Annotated in this window: 11 protein-coding genes, 1 riboswitch and 1 other annotated feature (1 of these 13 running past the window's edge); of the genes, 7 read left to right on the top strand and 4 right to left on the bottom strand. The window is 42.0% G+C overall.

The features are described 5' to 3' along the window. Positions 1-10 precede the first annotated feature (10 nt). The gene (locus CUU66_RS13875) at positions 11-253 is read left to right on the top strand and encodes a DUF2584 domain-containing protein (protein WP_101643190.1); all 243 of its coding nucleotides are present in this window, start codon (positions 11-13) and stop codon (positions 251-253) included. 195 nt (positions 254-448) lie between these two features. Here the strand turns inward: CUU66_RS13875 and pckA are convergent, their stop codons facing one another. Beyond that, positions 449-2,035, bottom strand: coding sequence for a phosphoenolpyruvate carboxykinase (ATP) (pckA, locus tag CUU66_RS13870; protein ID WP_101643188.1), 1,587 nt, complete (start codon positions 2,033-2,035; stop codon positions 449-451). Positions 2,036-2,566: 531 nt separating this feature from the next. Then, positions 2,567-2,718: riboswitch (SAM riboswitch) on the top strand. A gap of 402 nt (positions 2,719-3,120) precedes the next feature. Here pckA and metK point away from each other — a divergent pair. Further along, positions 3,121-4,323: a methionine adenosyltransferase gene (gene metK, locus CUU66_RS13865; protein WP_101643186.1), complete on the top strand. Its 1,203-nt coding sequence runs from the start codon at positions 3,121-3,123 to the stop codon at positions 4,321-4,323. A gap of 1,344 nt (positions 4,324-5,667) precedes the next feature. Beyond that, a complete protein-coding gene (gene asnB / locus CUU66_RS13855; RefSeq protein ID WP_101643183.1) occupies positions 5,668-7,566 on the top strand; it encodes an asparagine synthase (glutamine-hydrolyzing) in 1,899 nt (632 codons plus the stop codon). 74 nt (positions 7,567-7,640) lie between these two features. Here asnB and CUU66_RS13850 read toward each other — a convergent pair whose 3' ends face one another. Further along, positions 7,641-8,156, bottom strand: coding sequence for a gamma carbonic anhydrase (locus tag CUU66_RS13850; protein WP_101643300.1), 516 nt, complete (start codon positions 8,154-8,156; stop codon positions 7,641-7,643). A gap of 142 nt (positions 8,157-8,298) precedes the next feature. On the opposite strand from CUU66_RS13850, the gene CUU66_RS13845 reads away from it, so the two are divergent. Next, a complete protein-coding gene (locus tag CUU66_RS13845) occupies positions 8,299-9,102 on the top strand; it encodes an alpha/beta hydrolase (RefSeq protein ID WP_101643180.1) in 804 nt (267 codons plus the stop codon). Positions 9,103-9,114: 12 nt separating this feature from the next. After that, the gene (locus CUU66_RS13840; RefSeq protein WP_101643178.1) at positions 9,115-10,191 is read left to right on the top strand and encodes a tetraprenyl-beta-curcumene synthase family protein; all 1,077 of its coding nucleotides are present in this window, start codon (positions 9,115-9,117) and stop codon (positions 10,189-10,191) included. Positions 10,192-10,719: 528 nt separating this feature from the next. On the opposite strand, the gene CUU66_RS13835 is transcribed toward CUU66_RS13840, so the two are convergent. Together CUU66_RS13835 and CUU66_RS13830 are read right to left on the bottom strand one after the other, a co-directional pair. After that, positions 10,720-11,292: a class I SAM-dependent methyltransferase gene (locus CUU66_RS13835; RefSeq protein ID WP_101643176.1), complete on the bottom strand. Its 573-nt coding sequence runs from the start codon at positions 11,290-11,292 to the stop codon at positions 10,720-10,722. Position 11,293: 1 nt separating this feature from the next. Continuing rightward, positions 11,294-12,253 carry a TIGR01212 family radical SAM protein gene (locus tag CUU66_RS13830; RefSeq protein WP_101643174.1) on the bottom strand — a complete coding sequence of 320 codons (960 nt, stop codon included), beginning with the start codon at positions 12,251-12,253 and terminating at the stop codon, positions 11,294-11,296. A 206-nt stretch (positions 12,254-12,459) separates the two neighbouring features. Between CUU66_RS13830 and CUU66_RS13825 the strand changes: the two genes are divergently transcribed. Both CUU66_RS13825 and CUU66_RS13820 read left to right on the top strand, forming a co-directional pair. Then, positions 12,460-12,723: a YtzC family protein gene (locus tag CUU66_RS13825; RefSeq protein WP_101643172.1), complete on the top strand. Its 264-nt coding sequence runs from the start codon at positions 12,460-12,462 to the stop codon at positions 12,721-12,723. Between the two features lie 234 nt (positions 12,724-12,957). Beyond that, complete coding sequence (locus CUU66_RS13820) at positions 12,958-14,160, top strand: MDR family MFS transporter (RefSeq protein WP_101643171.1); 1,203 nt, start codon at positions 12,958-12,960, stop codon at positions 14,158-14,160. A 119-nt stretch (positions 14,161-14,279) separates the two neighbouring features. After that, positions 14,280-14,324: a binding site (T-box leader), on the top strand; it runs 180 nt beyond the window's last position.

Below are 14,324 nucleotides of genomic sequence, written 5' to 3'. Positions count from 1 at the left end.
GAGGGTTAGTATGGGGATGCCATTAGAAATGAATACAATGATTGTAACCAAAGGCCGTGAAACCAGAGCCCATGATAATGTTTTTATGATCAAAAAAGAAGGCTATCGACTGTATCCGATGGAAATTCCTATAGAACTAAGAAAGACCAAAGAAGGGGAGCCGAACGGAACAGCCATTATCAAGAAGCTGGAATGGGAAAAAGAAGGAACTGTGATTACCTATGAGCTGGTTTCTTTAAACTCTACAAATTAAGAAGAATCAGCCAAGCGGATATTCCGCCCAAGTTTTCTCTCTTTATACTGACATATTATTTGCGAAAAGAGATGGAACCTCTAGCAGAGATACAGCCGCGTCCTGTTTGGATGCGGTGTCTTCGTTTCATGTACATATGCTTTGATAGGGAAAAAACGAGCTGCAATCCAGCAGCTCGTTTTTCAAATGTTACATTTATATTCTAGGGCCGCCATATTCTTGGATTTCAGATGAGAGACCAGAGAATTTATTGAAATTCCGGCGGAATTTTTCTGCCAATTCCATGGCTTTAGCACGGTAGGCGTCTGGATTAGACCAGGTTTTGCTAGGCTGAAGAACTTGGTCGGGAACACCAGGAACATGTGCTGGCACTTCCAGGCCAAAGATGTCATCGGTAATAGTCTCGACGTTGTTCAACTCACCTTCCAACGCTGCCTGAACCATGGCTCGTGTGTAGGCAAGTTTCATACGGCTTCCTGTTCCGTATTCTCCTCCTGTCCATCCTGTATTCACCAGGAATACTTTCGCATTATGCTCATCGATTTTTTGTCCGAGCATTTCCGCATATCGCTGTGCCGGAAGCGGTAGGAAAGGAGAACCGAAGCATGTTGAAAAAGTAGCTTGAGGAGACGTAATTCCTCTTTCTGTACCTGCCAGTTTGCTGGTATAGCCACTTAGGAAATGGTACAGCGCCTGCTCCTTTGTCAGCCTGCTGATAGGAGGCAGGACACCGAAGGCATCTGCAGTCAAGAAAATGATCGTATTAGGATGACCGGCAAGGCTTGGGGTTATAATATTGTCGATAGCCTGGATCGGGTAAGCTGCCCGTGTATTTTCAGTCAGGATACTGTCTTCATAGTCCGCCATACGTGTATCCGAATCTACCATTACATTTTCCAGCACTGAACCGAAGCGGATTGCATCAAAAATCTGCGGTTCTTTTTCACGGGTAAGATTTATACATTTTGCATAGCAGCCGCCTTCGATATTGAATATGCCGCTTGAAGACCAGCCATGTTCATCATCCCCGATCAGTTTTCGGTTTGTATCGGCAGACAAAGTGGTTTTGCCAGTGCCTGAAAGACCGAAGAAAAGGGCAACATCGCCTTCTTTTCCTACATTCGCCGAACAGTGCATGGAAAGGATCCCCGCTTCAGGAAGCATGTAATTCATCACAGAGAAAATGGATTTTTTCATTTCACCGGCATATTCCGTTCCACCTATTAATATGGTTCTCCTTTCGAAGGAAACCATAATGAAGGTTTCTGATTTAGTCCCGTGTATAGCTGGATCTGCTTTAAAGTCCGGTGCAGAGATGATAGTGAATTCTGCTTGATGCCCCGCAAGCTCTTCTTCTCCTGGACGGATAAACAGCTGATGGGCAAATAAATTATGCCACGCATATTCATTAATCACCTGGATTGGCATCCGGTGTTTTTTATCTGCTCCTGCATACCCTTTAAAAACAAAGATTTCTTCTTTCGCTTTTAAATGATCGATCACTTGATTATATAAGTTATTGAATTTTTCTTCAGATATTGGCTGATTCACTGAGCCCCAGTCAATCTTATCTTTCGTTGATGGTTCTTCTACCGTGTATTTATCCTTCGGTGAGCGTCCCGTATATTTCCCTGTTTCCGCCCGGACTGCTCCTGTTGAGGTAAGGATCCCTTCTCCACGCTTTAACACTTTCTCTACCAGCTGGGGAACAGAAAGTTGAATATGGACGTTTTGCCCGGCTAACAATTCTTCTAGTCCATTCGAAATTCCAACAGAATTCATATATGAGATACCATCCTTTTACTTTTTTGTTTGTTGTTAATTAGTATAACACATTAACTCGAATAGTCCACATTAATATATATTATTTTATAAAAAAATCTAAAAAGTGCGCATTAATTTAATCAAAAAAAGCTGGTTATACCTGTCCATTTTTAATATAAGGCTTTTTTCTAAAAGATAGTTGTTTTTTATAGTTCGGTAAACCATCCAATCAACCCCTTGTTCAATAACAACAAAGGTTGCGAAAACAGCCTGATAACAGCTTTAGCTGCTGCTTTCCTCAGGCGGCCCGAAAGCTGTTAGTCTCTGTAATCTCCCTTGGACCTATCCTGTTCAGAGAGTCCCTGCGCCTGCAGCCTAGAATATCCACATAATACCCAAATCGACTATGGACTTAAAAATTGCTCAAAAGAAAGAAAAAACATAATTTATAAACTTCCAGTTTTTAGAGTCAATAAAATTATTTAAACGCTCATAAAAAGAATTGACATATTTCGATAAAATGAGGTATGATTCTACCTTGAACGGATTCTCTTATCCCGAGCTGGTGGAGGGACAGGCCCAATGAAACCCAGCAACCTGCACGTTTTTATTTTGAATAAAAACATTTGAAGGAAATGGCGACATTTTCCGAGGCAAAGGTGCTAACTTGATGCAAGGCTTATGCCCTTGACCGATAAGAGTGAAAGGCTGATTTACGTAAGCAAACCTTTCCTCATTAAATAGGAAGGTTTTTATTTTTGCCCAAAAAGGGTATGGGGTAACGTACTGCATACTGATACCTGGCAAAAAGTGATCTGACTTTTTTCTATATTTGGACGTAATCGGGCAACACATGTAATACAAACACAGTTCCTTTCAACAAAAGTGCACAACTTTTTGGCACTCACTTATACATAAGCAGTGACATCCGCAATATCCAGTCTCCTGTAAGAGCCTGAATAATTGCCGGGCCAGGATAAAAAATGCATCTTTTAAGGAATACTACTTAAGGGAACGAGCTCCGTCTCAAAAAAACAGGCAATGGTGAAATTCTATGTGGATCGAACCAAAAGCAATTACCATCTATATGAGGAGGAAATAGGATGTCAAAAAAGCGTCGTCTTTTTACTTCTGAGTCAGTTACAGAAGGACATCCGGATAAAATCTGTGACCAAATCTCAGATTCCATTCTGGATGCTATTTTAGCGAAGGATGCAAATGCACGCGTAGCATGTGAAACATCTGTTACGACTGGTCTTGTGCTTGTAGCCGGAGAAATTACAACTTCTACTTATGTAGATATTCCAAAAATTGTTCGTGAAACTATTGCTAACATTGGGTACACACGTGCAAAATACGGCTTTGATTCCGAGACTTGTGCGGTGTTAACTTCAATCGATGAGCAGTCTGCAGACATCGCAATGGGTGTTGACCAGGCTCTTGAAGCCCGTGAAGGTACAATGACCGATGAAGAAATTGAAGCAATTGGAGCAGGGGACCAAGGCTTAATGTTTGGGTTTGCAAACAACGAAACAAAAGAGTTAATGCCTCTTCCAATTTCTTTAGCACATAAATTGGCCCGCCGCCTGACTGAAGTACGAAAAGAAGAGATTCTTCCATACCTTCGTCCGGACGGAAAGACTCAGGTAACTGTAGAGTATGATGAAAATGACAAGCCGGTACGCATTGATACGATTGTTATTTCCACTCAGCATCATCCTGAGATTAGCCTGGAGCAGATCCAGCGCAATCTTAAAGAATATGTTATCAATCCAGTGGTTCCAAAGGAACTAATTGATGAAGAAACCAAATATTTCATCAACCCTACTGGACGTTTCGTTATCGGCGGACCACAGGGTGATGCTGGATTAACCGGCCGTAAAATCATCGTTGATACATACGGCGGATACGCGCGCCACGGCGGCGGTGCATTCTCTGGTAAAGATCCTACAAAAGTGGACCGTTCAGCTGCATATGCAGCACGTTATGTTGCTAAAAACCTGGTAGCTGCAGGTCTTGCTGACAAAGTAGAAGTTCAGCTTGCCTATGCTATCGGAGTGGCACAGCCGGTATCCATTTCTGTTGACACTTTCGGAACAGGAACAGTAAGCGAAGACGTATTAGTGGATTTAGTCCGCGCGAATTTCGATCTTCGTCCGGCTGGCATCATCAACATGCTTAACCTGCGCCGCCCGATTTACAAGCAGACAGCTGCTTACGGACATTTTGGCCGTACAGATGTAGATCTTCCATGGGAGCGTACAGATAAAGCAGAAGCCCTTAAAGAACAAGCAGCACAAGCATAATATGAAAAAGGCTGACTCAACTTGGAGTCAGCCTTTTGTATTAGTTAAAGGATGTGTCACTGTATTGCTTAGAGCTTAAGGGGGGAGATTGCTGCGGGAAAGTATGTTGTACTGACACCTTCGGTCATAAGCCGCTCGTCCTTAAAAGATAGGAGCGGTCTTTCGCTGCCGCTTTTCTTATGCCTGTCTAATGCATAAGTGCGACTAAGCTTCTGTCTTCGTTGCCGCTCGCCAAACAGCAAGTTTTCTTTATCAGGTGTCTGCTTTTCTGAAAAGTTTTAGGTTTTCTTCAAGTGTAAGCTTCATCATTCTTGGTTTATATATAATATTTTTAGAAAAGCACCGTTCTCCGCTTTTCTATTTGTCCAGCTACGGACTGCCATCCTCGAGACATAAGTCAAACTGTCTATGGGAAGAAAACCCCTTCCCACAGCCAGTTCGCCTTATGCTTGTCGGATGGCTGCTTTTCAATAAGATTTTTGGATCAACAAAATGGGTTTGATTATCATTCAGCTGCTCACTTGTAACCTTTGAAAAGCACCGTCCTTCGCTTTTCTTGTTGTCCAGCTGCATGCTGCTGCCCTCGAGACATAAGCCAAGCAGGCTATGAGAAGAAAGGGCACTTCTCATAGCCTGCTCGTCTTATGCTTGTCGGGCATCTGCCTTTCCATTAAATTGGCTTTTTGATTATATGAAGAATTAAAGTAATATAAATACGGTGGCGAAACATATCGCTATGGGAAAGGCACCGCATTCCGCTTTTCTATTTGTCCAGCTGCGAACTGACACCTTCGGTCATAAGCCAATCGCCATCAAAAGGCAAGGGCGGCCTTTCGCTGCCGCTCGTCTTATGCCTTTCAGGTGTCTGCTTTTCTATAAAGTCTAGGTTTTCTTAAAGTGTATGCTTCATCATTTTTGGTTTATATATAATATTTTTAAAAGAAAAGCACCGTTCTCCGCTTTTCTTGTTGTCCAGCTGCATGCTGCTGCCCTCGAGACATAAGCCAAGCAGGCTATGAGAAGAAAGGGCACTTCTCATAGCCTGCTCGTCTTATGCTTGTCGGGCATCTGCCTTTCCATTAAATTGGCTTTTTGATTATATGAAGAATTAAAGTAATATAAATACGGTGGCGAAACATATCGCTATGGGAAAGGCACCGCATTCCGCTTTTCTTTTAAAATTACAGATATTTACCCATGCCTTTTCTTTTGAAAAAGTGTTAAAATAGATAAGTATGCAAAAAGGGATTGTTTGTTTTACATACAGCAGGGTAAAAAGATGTATTTGAATTAGATAATCTTTGGAAATAAAGATAATAAGATATTTTAAGTAGGTGAAAACATATGTGTGGATTTATAGGATGTGTGCACAATACAGCACAGCAGCATCGAGATGAAGATAAACAGCTATTTACAGAAATGAACAACATCATCACTCACCGCGGACCAGACGATGATGGGTATTTCTTTGACGATCATATACAATTTGGTTTCCGCCGGTTAAGCATTATTGATATAGAAGCAGGCCACCAGCCGCTGACCTATGAAAATGAACGCTATTGGATTATTTTTAACGGAGAAATTTATAATTATGTAGAGCTTCGTGAAGAGCTTATTAAGGAAGGATTATCTTTCTCAACCAGCTCAGATACAGAGGTCATCATTGCTTTGTACAGTCATGTGAAAGAAAGAGCAATCGAAAAGCTCCGCGGGATGTTTGCCTTTGTGATCTGGGACAAGCAAGAGCAGACTTTATTCGGGGGAAGAGACCAGTTCGGAATTAAGCCATTCTTCTATATGGAAGATGGAGACAGAACATTCTTTGGCTCAGAAAAGAAAAGCATCATGCTTGCGCTAGAAAACGATGTAATTAATTACGAATCCCTTCAGCACTATCTAACGTATCAATTTGTGCCTGAACCTGAAACCATGAGTGTTGGAATTCATAAGCTTGAACCTGGCCACTACTTTACAAAGAAGATTGGCAAGCCGATGGAAATTAAACGTTACTGGAAAGCATCATTCACATCTGTTCATAAATCCGAAGAACAGTGGGTTAAAGAAATTAAAGACGTCATGTTTGATAGTGTTAAAATGCACATGCGAAGCGATGTGCCAGTTGGTTCCTTCCTTTCAGGCGGAATTGATTCATCCATTATTGCATCAATCGCAAAGGAATATCATCCTAACATAAAGACGTTTTCCGTGGGCTTTGACCATAACGGTTTTAGTGAGATCGATGTGGCCAAAGAAACCGCTGATAAATTAGGGGTAGAGAACATCAGCTATATTATTTCCCCGCAGGAATATATGGATGAGCTCCCTAAAATTATGTGGCATATGGATGACCCGTTGGCTGATCCAGCGTGTGTACCATTATACTTTGTGGCAAGAGAAGCAAGAAAGCATGTAACGGTTGTCCTTTCTGGTGAAGGTGCTGACGAATTGTTCGGGGGCTACAATATCTACCGCGAACCACAATCATTAGAAGTTTTTGAAAAAATGCCTGGTGCGGTTAAAGGACTCTTAAAAGGCGTTGCTAAGATCCTTCCTGAAGGAGTCAGAGGAAAGAGCTTTATCGAACGTGGCGTAACTCCGATGGAACAAAGATACATTGGAAATGCCAAAATGTTTACAGAAGATGAAAAGAGACGGCTTCTGGCAAACTATAAAGAAGGGCTTGACTATACTGAGATTACGAAGTCGCTGTATAGAGAATCCGCTGGATATGAGCCGGTGAGCCGCATGCAGTATATCGACATCCATACCTGGATGAGGGGCGATATTCTTCTTAAAGCCGATAAAATGACGATGGCACATTCCTTGGAGCTGCGTGTTCCATTCCTGGATAAAAAGGTATTTAAAGTGTCTTCGGGCATACCTTCTGCTCTTAAGACTGCAAATGGCACGACAAAGTATCTGCTTAGAAAAGCAGCTGAAGGTGTAGTGCCGGATCATGTACTTAACCGCAAAAAACTTGGATTCCCAGTTCCAATCCGCCACTGGCTGAAAAACGAAATGTATGAGTGGGCAAAAGGCATCATCCGTGACAGCCAGACCGACCACCTTATCCATAAAAATGTGGTATATGGATTATTAGAAGACCATGTCCAGGGTAAAGCAGACAATAGCCGGAAAATCTGGACTGTCCTTGTGTTCATGCTGTGGCACAGCATCAATATCGAAGGAAAATACAACTTTCAAGACTTATACAAACAAGAACTTCAATCAGTGAAGAACTAAATAACTACAAAAAGCACCCGCGGGTGCTTTTTCTTTTGAAATGGCTCTCTTGGGAAATGGGAACAGTCCCCCGATCATTTCCGCTGGAGATTTTTGTAGTATTGGCCTTTTTCGGCATATTCTCGGCATATACGCTTCATATCTTTTATGTCTTCATCATTCAGCTCGCGTATGACTTTTGCCGGGCGGCCAAACGCAAGAGTGTTAGGCGGGATTTTTTTTCCCTGAGGCACAAGGCTTCCTGCACCAATAAACGCTCCGCTGCCGATGACTGCACCATCTAGTATGATTGAGCCCATGCCGATCAATGCTCCTCTTTCAATTTTGCAGCTATGTAGAATTACCTGGTGTCCGATGGTTACTTCATCTTCCAGGATAAGGGGGGTATTCGGACTTTGATGAAGCACACTGTTATCCTGGATATTTACTTTGCTTCCAATGACGGTTGGTGACACATCACCCCGGATTACTGAATTAAACCAGACGCTTGACTGACTTCCAATCGTGACATCCCCGGTAATGACCGCATTTTCTGCTACATACACATCCTCCTCGATAGCAGGCTTTTTATCTTTATACGGATAAATAATCATGAAACACACACCTTTCTCGAAATTTGGGTATTATAAGTGTAAGATTATTAAATAAGTTTACCTGTTAAAAATTACACTGTAAAATACGAACCGGGTTATAGAACAGAAAATAATCATCATGATTAAGGGGGGAATATGAATGCATACATGGGAAGCGGCTCATTCAGCAAGAGGAGTCATTGTGATGGTGCATGGAGCATTGGAGCACCATGGCCGCTATAGATGGTTAATTGAGATGTGGCGCGGAGCAGGATACCATGTAATAATGGGCGATTTGCCGGGGCAGGGAATGACTACACGTTCGAGGCGCGGCCATATCGATTCATTTGATGAGTACCTTACTTCAATCAAGGAATGGGTACAGGCTGGATATGCTTACCAGCTGCCGGTATTTCTGCTTGGGCACAGCATGGGCGGACTTGCGGTTATCCGGCTTCTTCAGCAGGAAAAATTAAACGTTGCGGGAATTATTCTCTCTTCACCATGCCTTGGCCTTGTCCACTATCCTTCCAAATTCCTAAATGCCCTCTCCGTTGTACTTAATGGAATACTTCCTACCTTAAGGATGGATCCGGGTTTGACGGTACAGATGGCCACAAGAAATGCAGAGGTCCTGGAGACAGATGTAAATGACAGCTTATATGTAACCAAAGTCTCTGTACGCTGGTACCGTGAGCTTATTGGATCCGTGAAGGAAGCCTTCGATGAAATTCCTGATCTTCAGGATATCCCGATTCTGCTCATGCAGGGGGGAGATGACAGAATTGTAGATAAAAAAGCTGTAAAAGAATGGTTTAATTACATTCTTTCAAGTGAAAAGCAGTATAAAGAGTGGCCGAACCTGTATCATGAAATTTTCAATGAACCCGAAAGAGAGACGGTTTTCGAATACGCCAGGGGATTTGTTGAAAACAGGCTGAGGCTTTTAGGATATATTTACTAGGGGGAAAGCTTCATGGCCATACCGGAAACTCCACTTACTCTTATGTCAAAGACATATTTACATATTTTGCCGCTCGTCCATAAGGAGCTTTCGTATTGGAAAAACCGAGCTGAAGAGATACCTGACCGGGAGCTTAGAAAACAGGCCTGCGACAGCATTGGAGCAAAGGCTTTTCATTGTGAGGGCGGGGGAATCCTTGCTTTGGCGGCAGAAGAACATGCTGAAGAGGCTGTAAAATTTATAGTCGCCTACCAGACGATCAGCGACTATCTGGATAATTTATGCGATAGAAGTATTTCGCTCGATCCAGATGATTTCAGTGCACTTCATGAATCTATGGCAGACGCATTAACGATTGGTGCAGATCCGGGAAATTACTATAGATATAGATCCGGACAGAATGATCACCACTATTTACGGGATCTGGTTCTCACGTGCCAGGACGTACTCGGAAAAATGCATCATTACGAAAAGATTCGTAATCATTTGTTACAGCTGTGTACATTTTATTGTGACTTACAGGTACATAAACATGTGCACCCGGATAAAAGAGTAAGCCGTCTGCAAGACTGGCACAATACCTACAAGGATTCTCTTCCTGAAATGAGCTGGTATGAATTTTCAGCTTGTTCCGGCTCGACTCTCGGAATTTTTTGTCTGGTTTCTTATGCCTTTAGGGATGATTTTGAGCAGGTGCAGGGGGATATGATTTGTGAAGGATATTTTCCATACATTCAGGGCCTGCATATCCTGCTGGATTATCTTATAGATCAAGAAGAAGACCGTGCAGGAGGAGACTTGAATTTCTGCTTCTACTATCAGAATGATCAGGAGATGATGGCGCGCCTTGAGCATTTTGTCAGGCAGGCTGAACAATATTCCGAGAAGCTGCCGCATAAGCAATTCCACAAATTGATCCATCGCGGCTTGCTCGGCATCTACCTCTCAGATGAAAAAGTCCGAAGCCAGAAACAGCTGGCCCGGCTTGCTAAAAAGGTAAGGAAACTAGGGGGAGGCATTACCCTGTTCTTTTATCTGAATGGACGTATGTATCGGGGATTTCAAAAGCTCAGCCCGATAAAGGCATAGAAAATTCCGGTTAAGGCAATAAAATAAAAACCTGCGGAACTTATTTGTTTCTCTGGTCTGATTGGGAGAGAATGACAATTACCCTGCAGTTATTAACAACGCGGAAACGTACAGGTGTTGACTCCCATTTCTCTATTTTTAGGGCCAAAATCGAATTATAGATACTTTTTAGTATGAATTTATATTTTATGCGGAGTGCAACCATACCAAATGTGAAAGGTTTTGACCTAAAACTAAGGATATTTGCCAAATTGATTGGGTCTATGCTTATATATCGGTAGTTTATGCTTATGTTTTGGAGGTTTATGCTTGGGTTTTAAGGTTGTATGCATATATTTTAGATGTTTATGCTGATCTTAAAGCACCCTTTGCGTATGTTTCTTTCTTTATGCTTATGCAGCTGCTTTTATGCTTTGTTTCTGTGAGATATGCTTATACATCGGTGATTGCTCCGCATGAAAGTCGCTTGTGACTAAAATCTGGGCCCACAGTTGTACCAGGGAAACCCTTACCCGGTTTCCCTGATTTTTATCTCTTTTCAATTGCAATGATAAACGGCGGATCATTGACCTGATTTATGAATCCATACTGGAGAACGTGCGCCTCCTCCTGAGGAATTGTAGAAATATACGAAAGAAGAGCATCTCTTTCAATTTTTCCTTCAGGATGGCCATGATAGATGACAAGTACAATGATTCCTTCAGGTGCCATCCAATCCAAGAGCTGCTTAATAGCCCGAATCGTTGTTTCAGCAGAAGTAACGATCGACTTGTCTCCTCCTGGGAGATAGCCTAGGTTAAAGATAGCTCCTTTAATTTTACCGGCTTGATCTTCAGGGATACAGGCTTGTATCTCTTCGTGGCCCTTTAAAAATAATGTGACAGACTTGGACAGGTTATTCGCTTCTATTCTCTGTCTAGAATTGTTTAGGGCATTCTCTTGTATATCAAATCCATATACATGCCCGGTTTCACCGGTCAGGGATGCGAGAAAGACGGTGTCATGCCCATTTCCCAGTGTTGCATCGACTGCGATATCACCTTCTGTAACAGCGTATTGTAACAGCCTGCGGGCAAAAGGAAGTATTCTTTCAAGTTTCATATTATGCCTCCACAACCTGGTTATAATATTTCCCCTGCCAGCTGTTTCTCTTTTTTAACTCTGCATCTATTGAGTTCAGTACATGCCATTTATTTACACTCCACATCGGACCGATCATTAAATCTATAGGTCCATCCCCCGTGATTCTGTGAACAATCACTTCTGGAGGAAGAATCTCAAGCTGGTCGCACACTAATTGTATATAATCCTCAAACGTCAAGAACTCGAGCATGCCTTTTTCATACTGTTTTACCATAGGCGTCCCTTTTAAAAGATGCAGCAGATGGATTTTAATCCCCTGTATGTCAAGCTTGGAAACTTCCCGCGCCGTTTCCATCATCATTTCTTGGCCTTCAAGCGGAAGCCCGTTGATTATATGACTACAGATACGGATACCGTGTTTACGGAGCTTTGCTACACCTTCTTTATAGCATTCATAGTCATGTGCCCGGTTAATGAGAAGGGCCGTGCGTTCATGAACGGTCTGAAGTCCAAGCTCAACCCATAGATACGTTCGCTGATTAAGTTCTGCAAGATATTCAACCACATCATCAGGAAGACAGTCGGGCCTGGTGGCAATGGACAGTCCTACCACGCCATCCTGCTTTAGTACACTTTCAAATTTTTCTCTTAGAACTTCGACTGGTGCATGTGTATTGGTATAAGCCTGGAAATACGCCATATACTTTCCATCTTTCCATTTTGAGTGCATCTTATTCTTGATGTCATGAAATTGTTTCTCAAGGCTGTCTGCACGATTGCCCGCAAAGTCACCTGATCCTGCCGCGCTGCAGAATGTACATCCTCCATGTGCAACCGTGCCATCACGGTTCGGACAGTCAAAGCCGCCGTCTAGAGCAACCTTGAAAACCTTATGGCCAAACTCATTGCGGAGATGATAATTCCATGTATGATACCTCTTATCATCAGAGGCAAAAACAAAAGGATTATTATATCCCAAACCCACTCATCCTCCTTTTAAAATAAAGCTTCTATATCAAATACAAAGCAGTAAATTTCTCATACACATAAAAGCTATTTTATCATAAAGCAGCCTGCCGGGGGACTGTGCCTATTTCCCATATTATTTCCCTGATAAAGCCCGGCTGTCACAGGTACACTATAAGGGATGAGGAAGTATCATCCGAGTCTAAGGAGGGTTCGCAAATGGCAACTCATGAATCAGTGGAAAACTTTCTAAAGCAGTGTGAAGAAACACTTAGTGCAGCTCATGAACAGTTTCAGGACGGATCTCTGCAGGAGCATTATAATGATGATGTATATACACATGCTCAAGCTCGGGTTGAAATGACTGTGAATGAACTTGAGCGTTTGAAACGCAGTGCCGACGGGCAGCAAAGGTACCAGCTGGATAGAATGAGATTGCGTCTGCAAGACATCCAAAATGACATGATTCTTCTTGATCACTAAACATTTTCACTTTTAGGAAACCATTATCCGAGGTTGTGGATAATGGTTTTTTCCTTCTTCTCTTGCAATGATTCTCATTAAGATTAAAGGAACTACAAAATCAAAAATAACAAGAATTTTCTGAGTTTCTGATATGCATAAAAACAGGAAAAATAACCATTGCATTCATTCTGTAGAATCATTAGAATTGTTTTGGTGCTCGTAACATTTTCTTACAAAAAGGGGGAGTCGAAAATGCCTCGAAGTCTTTGGCTGCTCGTAATCGGAATGGTTATTAATGTAACTGGAAATTCATTTCTTTGGCCATTGAACGCGATTTACATACACGACCATCTCGGAAAGTCTCTTTCTGTCGCGGGATTTGTCTTAATGGCAAACGCGTTTGCATCTGTAATCGGAAACTTAATTGGCGGAAGTTTGTTTGATAAAATCGGCGGTTTTAAAACAATTCTAATTGGAATTGTCATTTCACTGTCTGCTTTAATAGGATTAACTCTGAATCATACCTGGATCTATTATGTTGTTTATCTCATTATCATAGGTTTTGGAACAGGCCTCGTTTTTCCTTCTTTTTATGCCATGGCAGGCTCCGTCTGGAAAGAAGGAGGCAGAAAAGCTTTCAATGCGATCTATATTGCCCAGAACGTAGGAGTAGCAGCTGGTTCAGCCATGGGCGGTTTTGTCGCTTCTTATTCATTTGATCTTATTTTTCTAGCCAATACATTCATGTATATATTGTTTTTACTAATCGTTTTGTTTGGTTTTAAAGGGATTCAGCCTGCCGATGTCCCGGCTGCTTCCTCAAGCGTTCTAACCGAACAGCCGGCAGTAAAGGATTTCTCTAAGATGAGCGCACTGCTCGTGCTGTGTTTCGGATATCTGCTCTGCTGGATAGGATATGTACAATGGCAGTCGACGATCGCATCTTATACACAGGAAATTGGCGTCAGCCTAAAACAATATAGTGTCCTTTGGACGGTTAACGGTACCTTGATTGTGTTTGCACAGCCTGCTGTGAATGTATTTGTAAACAACTATCTAAAAAAAGTAAAATCTCAAATAATCTTAGGTATATTCATTTTTATTGGGGCATTTATCATGGCTTCCTTTGCAAATGGCTTCTCTGGGTTTCTGACTGCCATGATAGTACTGACAATTGGAGAAATGTTTGTCTGGCCTGCCGTTCCAGCCCTTGCTGACAAACTGGCACCTAAAGGTAGAGAAGGCTTTTATCAAGGAGTTGTGAACAGTACAGCTACAGGCGGACGGATGCTGGGGCCGACCATCGGCGGAATCCTCGTCGATTTTTATGGTATGAGCATGATGTTTATCGTGTTGATTATTTTATTTGCCACAGCTATTATCACAACCAGCTTATATGATAAAAATCTTAAGAAAAATATGGAAGGTGAGCTGTTTCCTGTAAAGGCTGGGTGAACTCATGATAACTTTTTCCAGATTTATGAATATAATTGACTAAATAAGGGCAGGATGAATGAAAAGTCAGCTTGCATTTTAATGAATTATTGACTAAAATATGAATATCTATCGATACGAGAAAAACTTCGATAAGGAGTAGTAGCAATTAGAACTCGCTTTAG

The organism is Peribacillus deserti (genome assembly GCF_002863585.1).
GTDB lineage: Bacteria > Bacillota > Bacilli > Bacillales > DSM-1321 > Paraperibacillus > Paraperibacillus deserti_A.
Note: the sequence above shows the minus strand (reverse complement) of the source record. Positions and strands in the feature narration are given on the sequence as shown.

Excerpts from the sequence above, each read along its gene's own strand:
- CUU66_RS13840 (WP_101643178.1), top strand. The coding sequence starts at position 9,115 with ATGGCCATACCGGAAACTCCACTTACTCTTATGTCAAAGACATATTTA.
- metK (WP_101643186.1), top strand. The coding sequence starts at position 3,121 with ATGTCAAAAAAGCGTCGTCTTTTTACTTCTGAGTCAGTTACAGAAGGA.
- CUU66_RS13820 (WP_101643171.1), top strand. The coding sequence starts at position 12,958 with ATGCCTCGAAGTCTTTGGCTGCTCGTAATCGGAATGGTTATTAATGTA.
- pckA (WP_101643188.1), bottom strand. The coding sequence starts at position 2,035 with ATGAATTCTGTTGGAATTTCGAATGGACTAGAAGAATTGTTAGCCGGG.
- CUU66_RS13825 (WP_101643172.1), top strand. The coding sequence starts at position 12,460 with ATGGCAACTCATGAATCAGTGGAAAACTTTCTAAAGCAGTGTGAAGAA.
- CUU66_RS13875 (WP_101643190.1), top strand. The coding sequence starts at position 11 with ATGGGGATGCCATTAGAAATGAATACAATGATTGTAACCAAAGGCCGT.
- CUU66_RS13835 (WP_101643176.1), bottom strand. The coding sequence starts at position 11,292 with ATGAAACTTGAAAGAATACTTCCTTTTGCCCGCAGGCTGTTACAATAC.
- asnB (WP_101643183.1), top strand. The coding sequence starts at position 5,668 with ATGTGTGGATTTATAGGATGTGTGCACAATACAGCACAGCAGCATCGA.
- CUU66_RS13845 (WP_101643180.1), top strand. The coding sequence starts at position 8,299 with ATGCATACATGGGAAGCGGCTCATTCAGCAAGAGGAGTCATTGTGATG.